The sequence below is a fragment of the Streptomyces caeruleatus genome (assembly GCF_001514235.1).
In the GTDB taxonomy this organism is placed as follows: Bacteria; Actinomycetota; Actinomycetes; order Streptomycetales; family Streptomycetaceae; genus Streptomyces; species Streptomyces caeruleatus.
Genome location: NZ_KQ948926.1, coordinates 402331 through 423835, shown reverse-complemented (window position 1 = coordinate 423835; position 21505 = coordinate 402331). Strand labels below are relative to the sequence as shown.

Genomic DNA, 21505 nt, shown 5'->3' with positions numbered 1-21505 from the left:
TCCGACACCGCTCACGCAATTTCCCGTGAAATTGCACGGAGGCGCCGTCGGCGTGGATAATAGTCCCTGGCGTCAACGGCAGTGCGGACGCCCCGTCCTGACCGTGTATCAGGGAGACGTTGTGTCCTTACCTGCGTACGAAGGGCTCCGACTGCCCGGCAGTGCCGCGTCCCCCGCGGGGCTGGCAGTCACACCGGAAGCACGCACCGGCACCCCGCCCCGGGCCCGCCTCACCAGGCCCGAACCCCCGCGCATCCCGCCCCGTTCCGCCGCGCTGCGTCTCGTCGGCGCCGAACAGGGCTGCGGTCAGGCCCGCGACTTCGTCCGCCGCACCCTCGCCGACTGGTCGCTGGACCACTGCGGCGCGGACGCCCTCACGGTGGTCGCCGAGCTCCTCGCCAACGCCGTACTGCACGCCGCACCGCATCGCCCGGCCCACCCGGCGGCCGGCGGCGACGCCGAGATCTGGCTGAAGCTCAGCCTCCGCCGTCCGGCCCACCTCGTCTGCGCGGTCACCGACACGAGCGACGACCCGCCGGTGTACCCGCACACCAGCGAACCCTTCGACGAGCACGGCCGCGGACTGCGCATCATCGACGCCCTGTCCGAGCACTGGGGCTGGACCAGACGCCAGCCCGCGGGCAAGACGGTCTGGGCGATGCTCCCGACCGACCGCCGGCCCTGACTTCTCGCATCGCGAAGGCCGGCCGGCGCACCGCATCCCCAAATGTGCCGGGGGGCGCAGGCATTTAGGCAAGTACAATTGCATGCGTGCTCGAGTGCCGGGCGCAGGACCGCCGCTATTCCTACCTCGACCCCTTCGAGGGTTTCCTGCCAGATGCTCTGTCCAGCATCAAAGTCACCCCACTTCAAGTCGGTCGCCGAGGGGTAACCCGGCGGGGTGTCCATCGCGGTAGGTGACGCCTGATGCGTGGGTTGCGCAGTCCCCGAGGGATGAGTGGCAGTGTCTGCCGCGGCATAGTTGTTGGCCGTGGTGGTGAAGCCCACGGCTTTACCCCCCACACTGACCATGGTCTTGCCCCACACATCAAGGAAGCGGTTGGCCACCTTCAAGTACGCGGAGGCGAAGGCCGATGAAGCGTCGCCATGACCGCCCCGAATCCGGATAGCTTTGCAGCCGGGCAAGGAACTCGTTCATGCCCTTGTGCATGTAGTCCTGCTGTGCCGCTACATGGCCGGAGACGCTGTACTGGATGGTCGGCGTGACGTCGATCTTCCCCGTTTGGGGCGGTATGGGCAAGGGAGGTGGTGTGGTCATCAGAGTGCGCCCCAACCCCGCAGCACGGCTCGATGCGCCGACGCGTAGTTGCCCTGCCCTTGGGCCACAATCCTGTGCAGTCGGGCCTGGGCGGCCTGGAGATCCTGTGCGGAGCGGTCCCACTCGTCGAGCTTGTCGACGAATATCTCGCGCGTCTCGCCTTCCCAGGCCAGAACGATAGGCTCCACTTTGTCGTAAAGCATCCCAAGCCTGCTGTTCAGCTGCTTGAAGACGTCTTCCAACTCGATGGCGAGATCGCGCAGCTTCGCGAAGTCGACTGCTATGTGATCGTCGTTGGCCATCCTGTCCCCCGGTTCTCGTCAATTGTTCAGTCGAAGTCGGCGAGGCTGCTGCGCTGAGGAAGCGGAGCAGCGGATGTGTTGTTCGGCGTGGACAGGTCTGCAGCCTCGCGGACCACATCAACGTGAGCCTCGATCTGCCGGAAGCTCTGGAGGGTCTCCACCTCCTGCTCCGTGAAATTGTCCCTGCTCAGCCGCACCGCATGCTCGATCAACCGCAAGACTCCGCGGATACGTACAGCATCCTCGGCGGCTTCGCGATGCAAGTCCCGGTACGCCTTTGCCGTCGGACTGCTCCAGCCGGCTTCAATGCCATCGACAATGCCGTCCATGCGTCGGACCTGGCGCTCCAGGTAGCCCTGCATGTCATGGAGCTCGTCGGCCAGCTGCGTCAAGTCGTCGTGACTGACTTTGAGATTGGCCTGCCCACCCATTGGTGCCCCCGAGGTCTCGACCCTCGTTGCGCAAGCAACGCCTGTCACCCGAACAACACAGCTCATACGTTCGGGTGACGGCAAATGGCGGGATCTCTCGTGGTCATCACTCAGGATCTTTTGGTACTACGGGATCAAGATCCAGGAGGCGCCAAGACATCGGGGGAACGTGGGCTGGCAGGAAGAAGTCGTCACGGCACTGGACGCCTGGGTGGCGCACGAGGGGGTGCAGGCGCGCGAGCCGCGCTGGCGAGCCCTGGGGCGGGCAGTGAAGGGCCGCAAGTCGGGGGAATTCATCGTCGATGTTCGCGGCTCCGACGTAGCGACGGACCAGCTCCAGGGCGACAGCTTGAGGTTGGCCGGACCTGATGAGAGTGAGGTCGACGCGGGCCACTCCGTGCTCGATGTGTTCAAAGACGGTACAGCTGTGCGCGTGCGCGTCGCTGAGTTCGCTGACCCCCGCGACCCTCACTTGTGGATGAAACCGCAGCCCACCGGTTTCCTGGTGAAAGCCCTTCGGGAGGGTATGGCTGCGCTGACCAACGCCCCGCTCGCGCACCTCATGGCACGTGGCGAAGCGGGGTCGGGAAACCTCGCGGCGACGGGAGCGCCATCGGGCGTGCTCTTGCCGGCGCAGGATCACGCCTACCGTGCCTGCACTGGTGAAGGGCTGTGGCTGGTCTGGGGGCCGCCCGGAACCGGCAAGACGACGGTCCTCAAACGGGCCATCGGGGATCTCACTACGCGGGGCAAGCGAGTTCTGCTGGTTTCGGCGACCAACATCGCCGTGGACAACGCTCTGTGGGGCGTGGTGAAGGAGCGGCGGCACGCCGACGGCGAGATCGTCCGGGTGGGGCCGCCTCACCTGCGTGAGGTCGCCGAGGATGCGAGTGTCTGTCTGACGCTGATGGTTCGCGAGCGGCTCGCGGACGCAGACGAACAGCGCCGGGCTGTGGCTGCCCAGCTCGTCGACGCACGGGAGCGGGCACGTCGCCTGAAGGATCTTGAGGGGAGTCTCACAGGCTTCGACGCCGCAGCGTATGCGGCAGATCGCGCCCGTCTCGATGATCCCGCCCGCACCTCCGAGGCCCTGACACGAGTACGTGACCAGGTTCGCCACGAGGTGCATGCAGCAGGAGAGCGCATCGCGCAGCTCGAACAGGCAGCAACAACGGCAGCCGACGAGGTGCGCGCGACGGAACAGGCACAGGCTGATTGGGCGGCTCATGATGAGGTACAGGCGCAGTTCACCGAGATTCGGGAGGCCGTGACCGGCCTGGAGGCCAAGGCGCTGCTTGCCGAGGGCCGGCGTGATGCTGCCGAGCAGCGACTCAGTGATCTGGAACAGCTCAAGGGCTTCTCGAAGCGCCGGGCCAAGAAGGACCTGGTGACGGCCCGGTCTGAGGCAGAGAAGACGCGTCATTCCGCTGAAGAAGCGGAGCAGAAGGCCGCGAATGCCCGTGATGTACTCGCACGCGCCCAGGAGCAGCTGGGACAGCGGATCGCCGATCTCCGTGCGCGGATTCTCTTCAGCAAGGAGGAGATCGAGCATAGGCAGCGGTCCTTGCATGCCCTGGAGACAGATCTCCGGAACATTCGGCGCACCGCGGACGCCCTCAGCGCGCGGCTCCTCCCCCTCGAAAGGGAGCTCGGTCTGGCGCAGGCGGCGGAGGCACGCGTAGCGGAGGCCGTTCGTCTCGGCCACCCGCAGCGCTACGCCGTGGCATCGGGATTGAGGCCCCAGGCCGCGGCGGACGAGAAGAACCGCCCCTCCCTGGAACGCCGTCATCGAGAGTTGCAGGAACAGTACGACAAGCTCGCCCGGGACGCCCAGGGCGAGATCATCCGCGGCGCGAAGGTCGTGGCGACCACACTCGCCCGGTTCCGTACCACCAAGGCGGTCTTCGAGGGCGAATACGACGTCGTCCTGATCGACGAGGCCGGAGCGGCGACGCTGCCCGAAGTGCTCCTCGCGGTGGGCAAGGCCAGGACCACGGCCGTACTGCTCGGCGACTTCATGCAGCTTGGCCCCGTCCTCCCGGAACTGGATGGCGAGAAACGTCCCGATGTCGCGCGCTGGATCCTGCGCGACGTCTTCGAACACTTCGGCATCGACTCTCCGGCCGCTGCTGTGAACCACCAGGGCTGTGTTGTCCTCGACGTTCAGCACCGTTTCGGCCACGACGTGATGGGCCTCGCGAACGCCCTGGCATACGACGGTGTCCTCAAACCCGGCCCTGGCGTCGAGCGGCGTGCCGCGCTGCGCAAGCCGGACGACCCCGAAATCGTGATCATCGACACCGATGGGCTGCAGAGCCTGGCTCAGGTGCGCCGAACCGGTCGCCGTAAAGGGTGGTGGCCCGCTGGGTCCTTGCTCGCGCGGGCGTTGATCGATTTGCATGATGAAGAGGGCGAGACGGCCGGCGTCGTCACGCCATACCCCGTGCAGGCGGAAGCCACCTTGGAGGCCCTCCGCGACATCGAAGGCAGCGGAGGAGGCCGGCTGGCCGAAGTGGGCACCGCCCACCGCTTCCAGGGGCGCGAGTTTCCCGTGGTGGTCTTCGACACGGTGGAGGACGACTACGGTGACGGCCTTTGGATGGCCCACGCCTCCCGTTCCCCAGAGGCGACCACCTGGGCCCGTAACGGCGTGCGCCTCTTCAACGTAGCCGTCACCCGCGTACAGACCAGGCTGTATGTCATCGGAAGCCGCAGCCGCATCCTGGCTGCAGAAGAACACACCCCCATGGGAAAACTGGCGGAGTTCATCCGCGCACAGCGCGCCCGATCGGTCCCCGCAACCAGACTCATCGCTCCAAACGCCCAAGTTCCGCCAGACCTTGGCCAGTTCAGCTCCCGTCTCGCCGATGTTCTCTCCCGCCACGTCGAGGTCTCCGACATCGACGACGAGATCTCCTTCTACGACACCTTCGCCGACCGTCTCGCAGAGGCTCGAACGTCGCTGTGGATCTGGTCCCCCTGGACTGCGAAGCGACTGATCGGCTTGCTGCCCGTGCTGGAAGACGCCGTGCGGCGAGGAGTTCGTGTCACGGTCTTCGTCCGGGACCCCTACGACACAGGCCAGAAGAAGCAGACCGAGCTGGTGAAGCAGTTGCGGAAAGTCGTGCCGACCGTCGTCTCCGTCAATGTCATGCATCAGAAGATCGTCGTCATCGACGAACACACAGTCCTGCTCGGAAGCCTCAACTCCCTGTCGCAAAGCCGCTCGCGCGAGGTCATGCTGACGATCAAGGGTGGCCACTTCGCCCGCAAGATCCTTGCTCACGAGCACGCGGAGGACTTCGCGAGACCTCCCCGGTGCGGTGCGTGCAAGGGGGATGACGTGGACCTGCGCCGCCGAGGCAGCGGAGCCTGGTATTGGCGGTGCTTCAATCGGGCGTGCTCGGCGCGGAAGGGACAGAAAGCCTGGGAGGCACCCATACGCATTTCGCGAGGGGCACGCCGAAGGTGATGCGAATCCGCGGTTGGCGGCACTGCAGTGGGGAGCGCCGAAGGGGATCGGTATCGCAGGCGAGCGTCGATGCTCAGACCTTGATGACGGTGATGCGAGAGCCGCACAGGGCGGTTAGATCCTCGGGGTCTGAGGTGAGAACTGTCGTCGGGCCGGGGGCAGCGAGGGCGGTGGCGCTAAGCATGGCGTCGATGGCGTACTTGTGGCCGTGCAGGCCGGCGGCGGCGAGGAGGGTGGCGGCGTGGCGGGCGACGGGCTCAGTGACCGGTTCGATGGCGAGGCGGGAGAGGGTCCACTCCAGGGCCGGGCGGTTGATCCGGGGGTGGACCACTTCCACGAGGGTTGCCGCGGAAGTGATCACCCGCAGGTCGTCGGCGCGAGCGAGGGCGAGCCAGCCGGTGACGGTGCGGTCGCGAAGGACGGCCTTGGCCAACCCTTCGCTGTCCAGGACCAGGGTGCCGCCGGGGGTAGCAGGGGAGGGGCGGGTCACGCGGCGTTCGCCCCGCCTTGCGTCTGCTGCTGGCGGGCCTGGTGGAGCTGGTCGCGCAGGGCCTGGATCTCTTCGTCTGTGACGGGCCCGTGCTCGGCCTCGGCGACCTGGATGAGCTCGTTGAGATTGTCCCGCTCGACCTGGCGCGCGACGGCGGCGGCGACATAGGCAGACAGGCCCGAAGGGCCGCTGCGGGCCTTGGCGGCTTCGGCGATGTCGCGGGGCATGGTGATTGAGTACTTGCCGGTAGGATCACTCATGCTACTCATCCTACCTCCGATCCTCCCTGTATCCAGTGGGCTGGCACAGAAGGACCGCATGCCGTCGTTGCTGCCGGGGCTTGATGTGGGCATCCAGGACGTTCACCTGAACGGAAAGGTGGTGGACGTCATGAGGAACTCGAAATCTCAGGTGCGCGGCGTCCCCGGCCAGAGACATGTAGGAAGGGCCGTGGCGGGCCGGCGCACGGCGGGTGCGACGGATATCAGGGCGCTGGCCGATGACCTGGGCGCGGCGCTCCTCCGTGCCGTTCGACAGGGCGTCGCGGATGAGTCCCCTGCGGGTATCAGCCGTGGCTTGCCACAGGGGCGCGCGGCTGGGATCAGTTGGTATGCCTTTGCTCTTGAGTACATGGAGATGAAGTGGCCGCTGATCGCGGCGAAGACCCGGGACGAGACCAACGACGCGCTGTGCGCGATCACCCGGGCGATGCTCCGGGATGTGCGGGGCCGTCCGAGCGATGAACTGCTGCGACGGGCGATGCGGGGCAGTGCGTTCGTCGTCCCGCGCCCGGAGCCGCGCCAGATGCCGGCTGATGTCCGGCAGGCCCTGCGCTGGGTGGCGGGAGGCGCACGTCCGCTGGCCGATCTGATGGATCCGGCGTGATGCGATCCGTGCTGACAGCACTGCGGCTCAACCTGGATGGCGCGGTGGCAGCGGCCGAGACGCAGCGGCACAAGCACAAGGTGCTGGTCAACGCCGTGCGATACGCCGTCGAGCAGCGCAGCCAGGCACGTTCCCTGCTGCGCGCGGTCTCGTACGTCGGCGGTTACCGGCGGGCACGTGGACGGCGGCTGGTCGGGCTGTTCGCCGGGATGTACTACGCCGGGCTGCGCCCCGCCGAAGCGGTCGGGGTGTCTTTGCCCAACTGCGTGCTGCCCGCGGAGGGCTGGGGCCAGGTGACCGTGCACCGCACACTGCCGCAGGCGGGCAAGCGGTGGACCGACAGCAAAAGAGCCCATGACGAACGCGGTCTCAAGAGCCGTCCAGCCGACGACACCCGGCCCGTACCACTGCCGCCAGAACTGGTGGCGCTCTGGCGGGAGAGCATCGATACCTTCGGCACTGCGGACGACGGGCGGCTGTTCTTCAACGAGCGCGGCGGCATCGTCGGCTCCAGTACCTACGACCGTGTCTGGCACGAGGCCCGTGAACTCGGCCTTCCTGCATATCTGGTGTGCTCGCCGCTCGCAGCCCGCCCGTACGACCTGCGCCACTCGGCTCTGTCTACCTGGCTGAATGCCGGAGTGGACCCCACCGAGGCCGCCGAACGTGCCGGCAACAGCGTCGAGGTCCTCATGACCCGGTACGCCAAGTGCTTGTACGGACGGCAGGCGGTCGCCAACCAGCGCATCGAGGCGCTGCTAAACGAGTACCAGTAGCAGTTGGTACACAGACGTTCCACCACGGTGGCTTGAGCTGTACGCCTATTGAAGGCGCCGCTTTGGAGGTATCGGCCCAGGGATGACGTCGAGGTTCATGTGCTCCTTGAACAGGTGCACCAGGTTCGCTCCGTCGAGGAGTTCGAGGCGCCCGTGCTCGTTGGCGAATGCCTCGCTGGCGCGGCCGAACCAGGAGGTCGTCACCAGGATGCCCTTGGCTGCCCGCTTGTGTTCCACTACTCCCGCGAGCGCCGAGACGGTCTCGAACGGAACCACGTTCTTGGTGCGTTTGGCCTGGATGATGCACAACCCCTTCATCACGGGGTCGGTGTTCATCGCGACCGCGTCGACACCCTCGTCCTTCGACGGCTGGGTGTTCACGCTGTCCAGGCCGATGGCTTCAAAGAGTTGTCTGATGAGGTGTTCGAACTCTGTGGGTGTCAGGTCCATCAGCACGGGTCGGCTGTCCAGGCCCGCCACGACATCCAGGCTGTCCATGAGCCGGAACTTGGACAGGTCGAACGTGACCAACGGTCGCACTGGCTCCAGCTCGTACGGGTTCGGCGAGATCAGTGACCGCAGTCGTTTCAGACAGGCCCGCGGATCCACCTGGGTCAGAACCAGCTGCTTGAATTCGTCCCGATCCGTCTGGAGCGTGATCAAGCACGGATGGACGTCCCGCCCCGTGGCGCGGTCGATGGTGGCCACATGCCCGTTCAAGGCGATGGACTGAACCACACCCTCGGTGTCGGCGGCAAAGAACTCGTACACGGTGCGCAGAGCCGTTTGAGCCAGGACCGATGCGTACAGTTCCTTGCGCTCTTTGTCCTGACGCGGAACAGGCGTGATCTCGTCACGCGTTTTCACGTAGCGGTATGCGCGGGCCGCAGGGACCACGTCCTCCAGCGGCAGGTCAATCTCAACCAGCAGGTCACCCGTGTCCGCTTGGTACGAGACCTGATGTGCCTTGGGGAAGCCGTGCGGATACACGGAGGCAGCCAAGACCTGGTCGGCGAACCACTCGACTGCCTCTACGTCCCTGTCCTGGTACGCGCTGCGTCGCTGTTCGAGATCGGTGTTCCATATCTCGATTCGTGTGGCCTCCTCGTGGTTGCGTTCCTCGTGTTGGGCGCGAGATTTCTCCAACTTCTCGACGCGCTTCTTCTCGTCGCGTGCATGGTCTCGCAACGCTCTGTCGAACCGCTTACGGGCTGCTTCGACCTCTGCGTCGTAGCCGCGGCGTCCAAAGCCGAGAGCGCCGAGCCGCATTGAGTGCGGAAGGCGTAGCCACGCACTCGCGCGGTCGTTCCTTGCCCGGTGGTACCCACTCACCGGCGACGCCACTTCCGGCCCAGAAAAGTGAAACGGCCTGTTTCTCCGTGTGCCTTCTGGCTATCCCACTTGGTAAACATGCAGGTCAAAGTAGCCACCCGATGGTGGCGGATCCGCCTTACGGCCTTCTGTCCCACGCATGTCCCGCAGGAATCAAATTCGCGGGATCGGATAATTGGGATTTCGTCTGCCCGGCCATGGAAAACCCCTGATCAGGGCTATGAGGGGTCGAGTGGTCACGGCCAAGTAGGCCGTGTGCGTTTTGGCATGCACAAGAAAGGCCCTGACCGGCGTTTCCGCTGGTCAGGGCCTTGATTTCCGGTGCCCCCGGCAGGATTCGAACCTGCGCAAACGGCTCCGGAGGCCGTCGGCATCCTGGGCGTTTTCCCAGGTCAGCGACCTGTCTAACGTCCTGTCAGGCCCGCCGTCCCGTGTATGTCCCGCGGAAATGAAATGCCCTGTTTGCTCGTCTTGTCTCGATCATTCCCCGCGGCGGTCGATCCATGCACCATGACGTAGATCACGACTTCCTCAGACAAGCGTAGGGGGTATAAGGTGCCGCCTTCAATCGAACGTGGAGGCGTTCCGGGGCGCGTGGATGAGTGAAGTGCGCCGGGGGCGCCCCCGGCTCCTCGCGGGTGACAGCGTGGCGCCTCGGGTGACGTAAGTGGCGGGCGTGTAGTGCCCGCGTGGCGGTTCCGGCTCCGGCGCGGGCGGGAGAAGGGCCCGATGTCGGTGCCGTGCCAGAGCGCCGGCATCGCGGCCGGGCTCGAAGCGATGAGCGGCGCTGGCTGGAGGGCAGGGCTTGGCGGGGCTCGATAGCGAACGGGCGAGCGGGGGTATTGGGGCGCTTGCCAGGGCGGCCAGCGGGTGACGGAGCGCGGCATCACGGATCAGAGGACGGCCTGTCACTGGTTCTGCACCCACCAGACCAGGGCCGCGACTCCGGCGGTTCCGAGCGCCGTGCAAGCGCCCCGCACAAGACTGAAGAGTGCGGTCCGACCCAGGCGCCTCACCGTCTGAATCTGCCGTTCGTGCCTGCTCACGATTACCCCCTCCGGTCGCAGTGGGCCTCGTGCACCGCTGCATGACCTCATTGACGGGGCTGGGGCGGGTTGGCGCCAGGGATCTCGGAGCACGTCAGACTTCCGGCGTGAGACGGTAAGTTCCCGTACGAGTCGGAAGTTCCGAGTCGGAAACGACGGTGTGCTTGGGGGAGCCGCGTGACATCGCCGATCTTGGTCAGGTTTGCGGAACTCTGGGAAGTAGCGCGAACTCGGTTAGTCGCTTCTGGCGATCGGCTGACCCTGGAACGGGTGCAAGCGGCAACAGGAGTGCCGAAGGCCACTCTGAGTGACTGGCGCCGAGGGCATCACGCCCCAAGAGAGATGGACGACCTGATCAAGGTCGTTCGGGTGCTGAGTGACTGGGCGAACCTACCGGCTCCTGATTTCCGCGAATGGTCTCAGCTTGTCGAGCGGGCCCGAATCCCTAAGCCGAGCCAGCAAACACCCCAGGAGCGATCACCGGATCGTGACTGGCCCATGATGCCTGCGATGGTTAGCATCAGAGGCCCTTTGGCATCCGCCTTCGAGGCGGAAGATGTTGAAATCGATGCCATCTGTGTGACTGGGCATGCGCTTGCGCTGGGTATCGCCGGACCGGTTCAGGACATTCATGCGGGAAGGCTGCGGCCGCGGCAGATCAAGCTTCGGATACTCACGGCCAATATCGATGTCAGCCTTCCACTTCCTACCCATCGCCAGGAGGAAGATGCTGAGAGGGTTCGTCAACTGCGGCTACGCGATCGCAACATCTACGTGAACACTCTGCATGGTGCTCTCGCATCACTCCGCGACACGCATGGCATTGAAGTGCGGATGGAATTTCGGGGAATTCCATTCACTCCTCTGACGGAGCTGATCCTCCTGAATGGCGTCGAGGCTCTCTTCTCGTACTGCAAGATTTCGGCTCGTTCGGTCACTGATGCAAAGGGTGACTCGGTGGAGGTGTACGACACTGTGACGTCCCAGGGCATGATGAAGCGATTCAACGCCGCGAGCGGATACTACGCAGACCGAGAGTTCGTTACCGAGTCATACCGCTGGTTCAACTCGATCTGGGAAACAATCTCCACTGAAGGCTTCTCATCCTGAAACGCACTGGGTCCCGCAGCGGTTGCATCGAGCCCGGGCCGAGCGTGGCCGTGAATACAGACGGCTGTCGTGCGAAGTTGTGGGATTGGTTTTGGATGCGGCCTTCCGACGTGCGGGCAGGTGGTGGCGGTGGACTCTCCATGGTGCGCGGGATCGCCGGTTTGGCCAAACGGCGATCCCAAGCTATGTTGCGCCGCCGGAAGCGGAGAACCTGAGCCAGAACGTCCGCCTGAACTGCTGGCTCAGAGGGGGCGCCGTTTGCGGACGGGCAGGATGCTGAGGGCCATGACGGTGCCGTCGTCGCGGAACGAGATCGGGCCGTTCCATTTCTGCCCGGCTTCGCGGGTGTTGTGCTGTGCGGGGCGGAGTTCGTAGGCTGCTTGCCGGTACTCCTCGACGCGGCCGTCTTTGATCAGTTCGTACAGTCTCGAGTCCATGCCGGAGAACGCCTCGATGCGTACGGTCTCCATGCGGAAGACGTGGTCTGTGCCGACGAATTTCGTGTCGCCGATCTCGATGTCCGCGTCTTGGTAGCTGGATGTGGCGGCGAAGGTGGGCGCTGCATAGTGCTTTTGCCCTTGGTGTGCGGTGAGGTACCGGGCGGTTGTCGGTCCTCCGCCCGAGAATGCGCTCAGGCCGGCGGCTTCGGTGCGGGCCAGGAGCTGGCCGAACCAGCCGAGGTCTTTCTCGGGTACCTGGAAGCCGTCGACGGTCCGCGCCCGCTTCCCGTCGCGGGCGGGCATGCGAATGGCGTTGGGGTAGGGGATACCGGGCTTATCCCTGATTTCCTGATCGGCGTTGCCCGGGCCGTCCGGCTTGCGGAGAGGGAGGAGCGCTTCGCCGGGGGATTGCAGGGCGTTGACCACGACTCCTCCCTGACCCATGAGTTCGGTGGACAGCATCAGACACGGCGTCGTGTTCCACGGGCCGATCTGCATGCCTTCGGTCAGTTCGGAGCCCTTGACCAATTGCTGGAGAGTGGTGCTGCGGGTCCGGCCGGTCCGCTTGTTCGGCTTCTGGTGGTTTCCCCGGCAGGCCACGAACGTGACTTTCGACGGCTCTCCGGGCTTCCATGCCTCTACGAGGTAGTCGGGGCGGGGCCGTGAGCCTTTGCCGCGCTGCGAACCGCCCAGGGCCCAGCCGGCCCGCAGCACCGTGCTCGTGTCGACGACCGAGACGATGTGGTCCGGGTAGCGCTGCTGCACGATGTGTTCTGCCGCGGCGAGTCCGAAGCCGACGGCCAGCTCCCGGGCCTGCATGGACTTGTACCAGCGCTCGGAAGAGCGGCCCTTCTCCGTCAGGTCCATGGAACCGGCGCGATTGCCGTGCAGCGCCTCGCAGTACTTCAGGCTCAGCCAGTGTTCCGCGAGTCCGCGTCCCATTCCCTGGCTGGGCAGCACGAAACCGCGCGCCAGGGCGTGCAGCACCTGCCACGGCGTCAGCTCGATCGACCGCTCGCACTCAGCCCGCGCGACGGGGTGCAGTTCGGGTTTCCGGCGTACTGATTCCTGGCCCTTTTCCCGGCGTTGCTTATCGATGGCCGTCGCTGCGGAATCAACATGAACTCCGAGTTCCGCCGACGACCGGACGTGAATGGTCCTCTGGTGGCTGAGTCCGTTCAGGATCTGTCGCGCGGTTCTTGCCATGTATCCCCCAGGTGTCCGCGTGCTCTGGCCGGCCGGGAACGGTAGTTCGGCGCATCGGGGCGCATGCAAGTACGCATGGTCGGCCATGGAGCCAAACTGGCCACAATGGGACCGGATGCGGCCAGACACGAATGGAGCCGGGGCGAACTTCCGACAATCCGCACCCGTCAACCGGCTGCCGTCAGAGTGCGCTCTTGCCGGGGGATCTTGGAGTGGATGTGCCGGGCAGTCATGCCTCCGCCGATCACAAGGAGGCAGGCATGGACACGAACGGGCATCGCTCTGCTGCACCGGTCCTGGAACAACTGGAGGACCGGTTCCCGGCGCAGCCGCACGATGATGGGCGGCAGGAGCGCGGCAGTGCGGTCGCGGATCTGGCGGGCGAGTTCGGTGCGGAGTTGGTCCGGGCCATCCGTACGGGCCTGGCCCAGGGCAACAGCTCCTCCTGCGAGCCCCGGGGGCCGTCCCGGCTGAGCTGGTACGCGTTCGCGACCGAGTACGCGCAAGCGCACTGGCCCGGCAGGGCGGCCAAGACCCGGGACGAGGTCAGTGAGGCGCTGACCGCTGTCACCACGGCGATGCTGTGGGATGTGCCGGGGCGTCCGACGAGGGAGGTTCTGCGCCGTGCCCTGCGGCACTGGGCTTTTGTCCTGCCCGGGGCGGGACAGGAGGCGATGGGGGCGGAGGACCGGCTGGTGCTGCAGTGGGTGGCGAAGGCGTCCCGGCCGCTGGTCGACCTGCACGATCCGGTCCTGGCGCGTGATGTGCTGGAGTCGCTGCGCCGCAAGCTGGACGGCGGTGAGGCGGCGGTGGAGACGATGCGCCGCAAGCGCAAAGTGCTGGTGCACGCACTGCACTACGCCGTCGAGCGGGGTGAGTTGGGCAGCCACCCGCTGGCGAAGATCCGATGGCGGGTGCCCAAGCCCGCGGGCGTGGTGGATCCGCGGGTGGTGGCCAACCCCTACCAGGCACGGGATCTGCTGAATGCCGTCTCCTACGTGGGCGGCTACCGCCGGGCTCGTGGGCGCCGGTTGGTCGGGTTCTTCGCCGGCATGTACTACGCGGGCCTGCGTCCGGAGGAGGCGGTCGCGGCGGCGCTGCCGGACTGCCGCCTGCCCGATACCGGTTGGGGGCGGCTGATCGTGCACCGCACCCGGCCGCAGGCGGGCAAGCGGTGGACCGACTCCGGCGAGTACCACGACGACCGCGGGCTGAAGAACCGCCCGCCGGGGGATGTCAGGGTGGTGCCGCTCCCGCCGTACCTCGTGGCCCTGTGGCGCGAGGATGTCGCCACCTTCGGCACGGCCGACGACGGCCGGCTCTTCTTCAGCGAGAGCGGCCGTGTCCTCACCTACACCACCTACCACCGGGTCTGGAACGAAGCCCGCAGCCTCGGCCTGCCGCCGGCCCTCACGAGCACCCCGATCGCGAAACGCCCGTACGACCTGCGGCATTCGGCGTTGTCTACCTGGCTGTGCGCGGGGGCGGACCCGGCCGAGGTCGCCCAGCGGGCGGGTAACAGCGTCGAGGTCCTGCTGTCCCGGTACGCGAAGTGTCTGTACGACCGGCAGTCGATCAACAACCAGCGCATCGAGGGCCTGTTGAGCGCCTACGACCAGTCGCCGAAAGAGGAAGCGGCGTAAGGGGATTCGGCACCGTGGTTGCGGGAACTGGGGTAGGTGATCTCGGCAGTGGCAAGACGTAGGTGTGTGGCGGGAGTCGCGAAGGCGAACCGGGAGCGGTTGGAGGAGCTGGTTGCCGACGAGGGGATCTCGTTGGCTCACCGTGCGCTGTGGTCGGCGCTGTGGGACGGCGAGGCGCGGGTGGCGGATTGGCTGCGGGTGCAGATCGAGGACGTGGACCTCCCGCGTCGGCAAGTGCGAGTGCGGGAGCCGGTGAGGCCGGGCACTCCGCAGTGGGTACCGGTGAGTGAACTGACGGCATCGCTGCTGGGCCGGTTGATCGGTGATCTGATGAGCGGACCGTTGTTCCTCGACGGCCCGGTGCGGCTCACGCGTGAAAGGGCCTTCTCCACGGCGCGCAGCAGCGCGGGGATGAACCTTCACGCGTTCCGGTCCGGTGGCTTGAGCGCCCGATTCCCTCGAGCAGCCGCGGAGTCAGCGTCGTAGCTCGGCCGACTGGGTAGTGGTGAACGTGAGCGCTGGCCGCGCCGGTCGGGAAAACGCCTTCCGGGCGGCAGGTGTGTTCGGCCCTGCTGGAGACGTTCGCCCTGCTAGCGCACCAGGGCTTTCCGGCACTCGGGTCCCACAGGGTGGGCCTTGGTCTCGGCCAGCGCTGCGTCGATCTCCGCTTGGTCCGCGCCTTGGGCGTAGCGGTTCCAAGCCCGGTATTCGGCGTCCGTGGCGCGCGCCAGGTCGTTCCATGCGTCGTCCAGGCGTGCGGCCCTCGCTGCATCATCAGCAATCTCGCTCCAGCCTTCCGCCTCCTCACCGGGTGCCTGAGTTTCGTCCGCCTTGGCCGAGTCGCCTGGCGAGAGATCAAGGGCGATGGCTTCGCAGGCACGGCGGGCATAAGTCAGCGCAGACTCGCTCGCGTCTGGGTCGGTGCCAGCTGCTGACAACCCGATGGCCACGCCACTTCCGAGGACTACAACTGTGGCGGCTGCAATGAGCGCGATCCGCAGCGTGGCGCGGTGTTGCTGCTGCTCTGGTCTGGCAGGCGTGTCGAGGTCCTGCTTCTGCTCGTCGTCTTCCATCCCCACCCCTTTGCCTGCCGTGCGCGAATCTTACGAGCACCCCTGGATCACCGCTTCCCCCAGCCCGCACGCGAGCGGTGCAGGTCGGCTTACATCCACGGTGCGGGGCCGGCGCGGGTCGCCCAGGCGGCCAAGGCCGCCTCGTCGAACAGCCGGATTCCGTGCTGCGTTCCGTAGTTCATGGCAGGACGGGTGAAGACCGAGGTGGTGACGACTGCGGCGACCTGCGCGCCGTGGACGCTGTAGCAGGTGCCGCCGAACCGCTGAAGGTCAGGGCTGCCGACCTTCGTGGTGGGCCCGTAGCGCTTGCACTGGATCACGATGCGCCGTCCGTCCGGGGCGCAGGCGAGGACGTCGGCTCCGAGATCTCCGGCCCCGCCGACGACGCGGGCCTCTGTGCAGCCGTCGCGTTCGCAGAGGAAGGCGACGGCCTGCTCGAACTCTCGGGAGTTCATCGCGTGGTAGCGGGCGATCTCGGTGGACTGGATCTCCTGGAGACGCTGAAACTCGGCTGCCTGACGCCGGCGCTCGGCCGCCCGACGGATGCCGTATCTGATGTGCGCGACAACGCCGCCGACGAACAGGAGGAACGGCAGGATGGCTGCCACTCCGAATCCGTTGTCCGCCATCACCCCTGTCATGATCAGTGCGGCGAGGACGGCTATGCCGTAGGCGCAGCCTATGAGGCACGTGTCCTCGGGCTGCCAGTCTCTTCGGAGTTCGGGCGTGCTCAATATCCCCCCTGGGATTGCTGGTGCTGGTGGAATCATGCAGGGGTGTGAACGCCGCGGGTAGGTCATGTGTCCGTTCCGTGACGTTCCGTGTTGGCGCAGCGCGGGGCGGGGGTTGGCACGGCCGGGCGGGGTTCCGGTTCGGCCCTAGGCGCTCGGGCTTGGCCAGGGCCTCACCCGTCTCGCGGCACCATCACACGCATGGCTCGCCACCGAGGCGCTGGATGACCCACGCGCGCGGGGCGGACGCGGCCGAACAGCGTAGGACCACCCCCGGGTCATGGGATGACAGGGGGCAAGCGTCATGCAAGCCCGGAGATCGGGAGCCCCAAGCCCGGAGCCACGTAGAAGGTAACTAGGGGAAGGAGCGCTCGGCCCCGCTCGCCGACGGTCGCCTCGGGCGGCGCGGGCCGCGGAGACAAACGTCCAGCCAGCCTGGCCCAGGGGCTTGGGCATGCCCCGCCGCGTGGACTGCCCGTTGAGGGGGTCAGTAGCGTCCAGGGTGAGGCGGTGACAGCTGTGGAGCCCGTCGCGATCCAGGAGCGCGCTGGGTCAGATCGTGATCACGGTGGCGCGTCCGCCGCACAGCGCGGTGAGGTCCTCGGGATCCGAGGTGATGATGGTGACGGGGCCGGGTGCGGCGAGGGCGGTGGCGCCGAGCATGGCGTCGATGGCGTACTTGTGGCCGTGCAGACCGGCGTCGGCGAGGAGGGTGGCGGCGTGGCGGGCGATGGGCTCGGTGATCGGTTCGACGATGAGGCGGGAGAGGGTCCACTCCAGGGCCGGGCGGTTGATCCGCGGGTGGACGACTTCCACCAGGGTGGCCGCGGAAGTGATCACCCGTAGGTCGTCGGCGCGGGCCAGGGCGAGCCAGGCGGTGACGGTGCGGTCGCGGAGGACGGCCTTGGCCAGTCCCTCGCTGTCCAGCACGAGGGTGCCACCGGGGACGGCGGGGGAGCGGCTCACGCGGCGTTCGCTCCGCCTGCTGCCTGGTTGTCGCGGGCCTGGTGAAGCTGGTCGCGCAGGGCCTGGATCTCTTCGTCCGTGACGGGTCCGTGTTCGGCTTCGGCGACGGCGATGAGCTCGTTGAGGTTGTCGCGCTCGATCTGGCGAGCGACGGCTGCCGCGACGTAGGCGGACAGGCCGGAGGGGCCGCTGCGCGCCTTGGCGGCTTCGGCGATGTCCCGCGGCATGGTGATCGAGTACTTGCCGGTAGGCTCACTCATGCTACGTATCCTACTGTCAATCCTCCCGGTGAGGGTGTGCGGAACTCGGGCCTCTTCGGAGGAGGCCGGTCAGGTACTGGCCCGCTGGTGCTCCGTCCCGGCAGGAGTCTCTGGGCGAGCCGGTGCAGCGGCCGGGCCATGCCGCACCCGCGCCGGTCCGCGACACATGGACTACGACGCGTTCAGGGCCGACAGGCGGCCGGTCGACCAGGGATAGGACGCCCATCCCTGGTCGAGGACCGGGTTGCGGGCGCTCTCGTGCCCGTTCAGGCATTCGTTGAGCGCCCAGGTGGAGCGCTGGGGGTCGGCCGCCCGTTCCAGCAGCAGAGAGCTGGGCGTGGTGTCGGTCAGCATCACCAGGCGTTCGACTTCCTGGGCCCCGACGACCGCGGTGGGGATGTCGGCGGCGGGCAGGCCGAGGTGGGGAAGGTTGGCGTTGGCGACAGGGAACGGTTCAAGGGTGACGATCAGCGCCTGGCGCGGACGGTCACTCGGAATGCCGGCGAATGCCGGATGGTGCTGGTCGATCTGGGCCGAGGTGGCGTTGACCTGGCGGTAGGCGCGGGCCAGTTTGCTGTCGGTCTCGGCGACTCCGAGTTCCAGGCCGAGCCGGGCGTTCTCCGTCGGCATCATGGACTTGACCTCCACGAGCAGCACCAGGTCGTCGAAGACGACGATCCAGTCGACGCTTTGCAGTTCGTTCCGCTTCACTCGGTACGTGATCTCTGCGACGACGTCGGCGTCCGGTATCAGGCGGAGCAGGCGGCCGACGTACTCCTCGAAGAGGTAGCCGGTCTCCTGCAAGAAGTCCGGTCCGAAGTGCTCGCGTCCTGTGTGGTAGATGCCCGCCGGGGTCGCCTTGCGTCACACCAGTTGAGGTGAGGGGCACAGCAGGCCGGGCCCGAAGCCGGTGACCGCGGGCCGGCCGATTAGCGGGTTGTATGTGAAGCGCCGCAGCTGGGCTGCTTTACCGCCGGCCACCCTTGCCAGTTTCTCCGTTGTCTGCTTCTCGATCGCTTTGACGGAGGCCGCGTCGGTGGCGAAGTGCCATTCGATGACGGGCAGGACCGTGTCCCGGCTGACGACGCGGTTGAACTTCTCCCCGTCCGGGCTGTCGTAGATCGCGGGATCGAAACGCCCGGCGTTGAACAGCGCACATCCCCACAGCAGTTGCGCGGTGCCGATGTAGTCGGGCAGGGGGCAGCCGAACAACTCGGTGTCCCAGCCGGGGACCATGCAGCGGGGCTGACGGCGCGCGGGGAACGGCGTGTGCAGGTACAGCGCCGCGGTACGGGCGAGAGTGACGAACTCCGGGGCCTGGAAGGCCATCTGCTCGCCACCCAGGCGCATCATGAAGTCCCTCAGGCGCACCGCGCCCTCATCGGTGCCGTGCAGGGTCGGTTCCTTCAGGCTGGAGTACGCCGCCAGGATCTCCAGCAGATCGCGCTCAGTGGCGTCGGAGCGCAGATGCTCGGTGCCGTAGGCCAGGCTGACGCGGGCCGCGTCAGCCAGCGCCCAGGGTGTGTATTTCAGCGAGGGGCTTTTCAGCCAGGGCTGTGGCCGCTCGGGCGTGCTGTAGCGGGCCGCCGCTGCGGCGATCAGTGGCAACAGCGAGCTGGGACGATGCCGCCGGACGCGCTGGCGGTATTCGTCCTCCGTCACCAGCCGGTCGTACAGGTACGGAGCCATCCCGCCATGATTCTCGCCGTGAGGGGAATGGTCGAGTGGTTTCTCCCGGGTTGCCGCCCTTGTGGATGCTCATGGTCGGGATGGACGTCACACCGTACGGGTGGCGGTGGGTTCTCGCCGATGCTCAGCTTGAGATCTCGATCTCGTCGCCAATTCGGGGGATGTGCTGAATCCCGGGCCGCGTTGCCGTTGGAGGTCGTACGGGAAGGATGCCTCGCATGGGGGCCTCACGTGCACGTCGGACAGCTCTGGTCTACGTCGGTCTACTGGCCGCAGCCGCAGGACTGGCGATGTGGCTGTCCAAGGAGTTCGAGGGTGCCCGCTTGGCGGCCACTGCCATCGCGCTGGTTCTTGCCACCCCCGGTGCCTACCTGGCCGGGGCCTCTTACCTCGCCGACCGTCGCGAGGCCGCAGCAGACACCGATGCAAAGACCAAGAACATTGCCGCCGCTGTGGCAGTGGCCGAGACCCGACAACGAGCGCAACTGATCGGGCCCGGAGCACACCGCATCGACTTGTCCTTCCGCTACCGCGCCGAGCCTGCGAACAATGCCGAAGGCGCCGAACCTCAAGGCAGCCTGACAGGCATCGTCGCCTACTACCGCCGGGTGAACCCTGCCCGACTGGTGATCACTGGTGAACCCGGCGCCGGCAAGACCCTGATTGCTCTGGACCTCCTGCTCGGCCTGCTGACCAGCCCCGACCGCGCCGACACTGACCCTGTACCGGTCCGTCTCTCTCTGGCTGGCTGGGACACCGACCGATCCTTCAGACAATGGCTCGCAGACCAGGTCCACCAGCACTTCCGCGACCGCGGCATTACCGCCGCCGACGCGCTGGTCCTCGTCGATCACCACCGCATCCTCCCCGTCCTGGACGGCCTGGACGAAATGGACGCTGACACCACGCCGATCGGCCGACGCCGCGCCACACGCGTGCTGCAGCAGCTCAACGCCTACCAAGACCCCACCGGCAGCGCCCCGGTAATCCTCACCTGCCGCACCACCCAGTATGAGCAACTGGCTGCCCGAGACCTCCGGCTGCGCGAGGCCGCCCGCATTGAGATCGATCCCGTCACCGCGTCCCAGGCCACCGCGTATCTCACCACCCGCAGCACCAACCCAGACCGCTGGACCTCGGTCCTCGACGAGTTGACCGCTGCACCCGGCGGGACCCTTGCCCGCGCCCTGAACACTCCGTGGCGGCTCAACCTGGCAGTCACCGCGTACGAGGAACGTCACCCCGACACCCTCACCTACCCGTATGACCCCGCGTACCTGCTCACTCTGGCCTCGCCCAACGTGGTCCGCGACCACCTGCTCGATCGCTACGTGCCCGCTGCGACTCAGCAACACCCAACGCACCCCGATCGCTACCGTCCCGAGCAGACTCACCGCTGGCTCACTGCAATCGCCACACACCTCACCGCCACGACCACAGCCGCCGGACCAACCACCGACATCGTGCTTCACCAGCTCTGGCCGATGGCCGGTGCCCGGCGCGTCCGCGCCGCGGACACTCTGCTCACCACTCTCCTCCTGCTTGTCTGCACCGCCTTGCTCGTGACCCAACTCCCCATCGGCTCCTCACTAGGCCAGCTGTTCCTGGCCGGAGGGGTGGTTCCTTCCGTCCTTTCGACTGTCTGGCAGGCCAGTAGCCACGTTGTTCCGGACCCCAAGTCCCTCCAGCTGCACCTGCTGCACAGTCGAGCCCAGCGCGGACAGATCGCCCGGGAACTCGTACGCGGACTCGCCTCCGGGCTTCTAGCTGGGCTCGCGGTCGGGCTCACGTTCGCGCTCTTGGTCTTCCTCTCGGTCGAGCCGACGTTTGCGCTTCTGGCCTTGCTTGTGTCCGCGCTCCTGGCCAGGCGCGTGTTCGGGCTCGCGGGCGAGCTCGTTGCGCCTCTGAATGACGCTCCACCCACAGAGCCGCGCCGTGCCCTACGGGACGATGTCGTGGTGGGTCTCACGATGGGCTTCACGGTGGGGCTCGTGTCCGGGCTCGCGCTGGGGCTCACGCTCATGTTCGTAGTCGCGCTCATCTTCGGTGTCTCGTACGGGTTCGGCCTCGGGTTCGGGTTGGCGTTCGGGCTCGCGTTGGGACTCGCATTCGGGCTGCGGATGGCAGGGGCCAGTCGCCGCTACGTGGTCTTCCTCTGCTGCGCAAGCGGCCAACTGCCCTGGCGTCTAGGTGCCTTCCTGCACTGGGCATACGGCGCAGGACTGCTGCGGATCTCCGGGAGGGCCTACCAGTTCCGCCACCGTGAACTCCAGGACTGGCTTGCCTCACACTCTGTTCCGTAGCGCCAGGCCGGAGACGCACCCGTTGAAGAGCTGCCGTCCACCGCGACAACGTCACGTGATGCTCATGGCTG

Annotated in this window: 18 protein-coding genes, 1 tRNA gene and 1 pseudogene; 7 read left to right on the top strand and 13 right to left on the bottom strand. The window is 66.8% G+C overall.

What is annotated here, in order from left to right:
- Positions 1-121: 121 nt before the first annotated feature.
- Positions 122-685 (top strand): ATP-binding protein, encoded by a 564-nt coding sequence (locus AQJ67_RS10740; protein WP_063807311.1) that lies wholly within the window; start codon positions 122-124, stop codon positions 683-685.
- Positions 686-1278: 593 nt separating this feature from the next.
- Here the strand turns inward: AQJ67_RS10740 and AQJ67_RS10735 are convergent.
- Together AQJ67_RS10735 and AQJ67_RS10730 are read right to left on the bottom strand one after the other, a co-directional pair.
- Positions 1279-1581 carry a WXG100 family type VII secretion target gene (locus AQJ67_RS10735; protein ID WP_062717857.1) on the bottom strand — a complete coding sequence of 101 codons (303 nt, stop codon included), beginning with the start codon at positions 1579-1581 and terminating at the stop codon, positions 1279-1281.
- 26 nt (positions 1582-1607) lie between these two features.
- The gene (locus AQJ67_RS10730) at positions 1608-2012 is read right to left on the bottom strand and encodes a WXG100 family type VII secretion target (RefSeq protein WP_062717855.1); all 405 of its coding nucleotides are present in this window, start codon (positions 2010-2012) and stop codon (positions 1608-1610) included.
- Positions 2013-2181: 169 nt separating this feature from the next.
- Between AQJ67_RS10730 and AQJ67_RS10725 the strand changes: the two genes are divergently transcribed.
- The gene (locus tag AQJ67_RS10725; protein WP_062717853.1) at positions 2182-5484 is read left to right on the top strand and encodes an AAA domain-containing protein; all 3303 of its coding nucleotides are present in this window, start codon (positions 2182-2184) and stop codon (positions 5482-5484) included.
- 73 nt (positions 5485-5557) lie between these two features.
- Here AQJ67_RS10725 and AQJ67_RS10720 read toward each other — a convergent pair whose 3' ends face one another.
- Positions 5558-5974, bottom strand: a complete 417-nt coding sequence (locus tag AQJ67_RS10720) for a PIN domain-containing protein (RefSeq protein WP_062717852.1) — start codon at positions 5972-5974, stop codon at positions 5558-5560.
- Positions 5971-6234, bottom strand: a complete 264-nt coding sequence (locus AQJ67_RS10715; RefSeq protein WP_062717851.1) for a hypothetical protein — start codon at positions 6232-6234, stop codon at positions 5971-5973. Before AQJ67_RS10715 ends, AQJ67_RS10720 begins: the two co-directional genes overlap by 4 nt.
- Before the next feature lie 130 nt (positions 6235-6364).
- Here AQJ67_RS10715 and AQJ67_RS50955 point away from each other — a divergent pair.
- A pseudogene (locus AQJ67_RS50955) lies at positions 6365-7635 on the top strand (tyrosine-type recombinase/integrase).
- A gap of 45 nt (positions 7636-7680) precedes the next feature.
- On the opposite strand, the gene AQJ67_RS10705 reads toward AQJ67_RS50955, so the two are convergent.
- Both AQJ67_RS10705 and AQJ67_RS47580 read right to left on the bottom strand, forming a co-directional pair.
- Positions 7681-8904 (bottom strand): restriction endonuclease, encoded by a 1224-nt coding sequence (locus AQJ67_RS10705; RefSeq protein WP_079055877.1) that lies wholly within the window; start codon positions 8902-8904, stop codon positions 7681-7683.
- 388 nt (positions 8905-9292) lie between these two features.
- A tRNA-Arg gene (locus tag AQJ67_RS47580) sits at positions 9293-9369 on the bottom strand.
- A gap of 986 nt (positions 9370-10355) precedes the next feature.
- Between AQJ67_RS47580 and AQJ67_RS47575 the strand changes: the two genes are divergently transcribed.
- The gene (locus tag AQJ67_RS47575; protein ID WP_159058750.1) at positions 10356-11123 is read left to right on the top strand and encodes a hypothetical protein; all 768 of its coding nucleotides are present in this window, start codon (positions 10356-10358) and stop codon (positions 11121-11123) included.
- 242 nt (positions 11124-11365) lie between these two features.
- Here the strand turns inward: AQJ67_RS47575 and AQJ67_RS10695 are convergent, their stop codons facing one another.
- Complete coding sequence (locus AQJ67_RS10695) at positions 11366-12769, bottom strand: hypothetical protein (protein WP_062717848.1); 1404 nt, start codon at positions 12767-12769, stop codon at positions 11366-11368.
- 260 nt (positions 12770-13029) lie between these two features.
- On the opposite strand from AQJ67_RS10695, the gene AQJ67_RS10690 reads away from it, so the two are divergent.
- Positions 13030-14412, top strand: coding sequence for a tyrosine-type recombinase/integrase (locus AQJ67_RS10690; RefSeq protein WP_062717847.1), 1383 nt, complete (start codon positions 13030-13032; stop codon positions 14410-14412).
- Between the two features lie 66 nt (positions 14413-14478).
- Positions 14479-14898, top strand: a complete 420-nt coding sequence (locus AQJ67_RS10685) for a site-specific integrase (protein ID WP_062717846.1) — start codon at positions 14479-14481, stop codon at positions 14896-14898.
- A gap of 104 nt (positions 14899-15002) precedes the next feature.
- Here the strand turns inward: AQJ67_RS10685 and AQJ67_RS10680 are convergent, their stop codons facing one another.
- From AQJ67_RS10680 to AQJ67_RS10655, 6 genes are all read right to left on the bottom strand, one after another.
- Positions 15003-15485, bottom strand: coding sequence for a hypothetical protein (locus AQJ67_RS10680; RefSeq protein ID WP_062717845.1), 483 nt, complete (start codon positions 15483-15485; stop codon positions 15003-15005).
- Between the two features lie 89 nt (positions 15486-15574).
- Positions 15575-16219 carry a restriction endonuclease gene (locus AQJ67_RS10675; RefSeq protein WP_062717844.1) on the bottom strand — a complete coding sequence of 215 codons (645 nt, stop codon included), beginning with the start codon at positions 16217-16219 and terminating at the stop codon, positions 15575-15577.
- 549 nt (positions 16220-16768) lie between these two features.
- Positions 16769-17182 (bottom strand): type II toxin-antitoxin system VapC family toxin, encoded by a 414-nt coding sequence (locus AQJ67_RS10670; RefSeq protein ID WP_062717843.1) that lies wholly within the window; start codon positions 17180-17182, stop codon positions 16769-16771.
- Entirely contained in the window at positions 17179-17442 is a 264-nt protein-coding gene (locus AQJ67_RS10665; RefSeq protein ID WP_062717842.1) for a hypothetical protein, read from the bottom strand. Before AQJ67_RS10665 ends, AQJ67_RS10670 begins: the two co-directional genes overlap by 4 nt.
- A 171-nt stretch (positions 17443-17613) precedes the next feature.
- Positions 17614-18246, bottom strand: coding sequence for a hypothetical protein (locus AQJ67_RS10660; RefSeq protein ID WP_062717841.1), 633 nt, complete (start codon positions 18244-18246; stop codon positions 17614-17616).
- Positions 18247-18306: 60 nt separating this feature from the next.
- Complete coding sequence (locus tag AQJ67_RS10655; RefSeq protein WP_062717840.1) at positions 18307-19131, bottom strand: hypothetical protein; 825 nt, start codon at positions 19129-19131, stop codon at positions 18307-18309.
- 290 nt (positions 19132-19421) lie between these two features.
- On the opposite strand from AQJ67_RS10655, the gene AQJ67_RS10650 reads away from it, so the two are divergent.
- Positions 19422-21434 carry an NACHT domain-containing protein gene (locus AQJ67_RS10650; protein WP_062717839.1) on the top strand — a complete coding sequence of 671 codons (2013 nt, stop codon included), beginning with the start codon at positions 19422-19424 and terminating at the stop codon, positions 21432-21434.
- Positions 21435-21505: the final 71 nt, after the last annotated feature.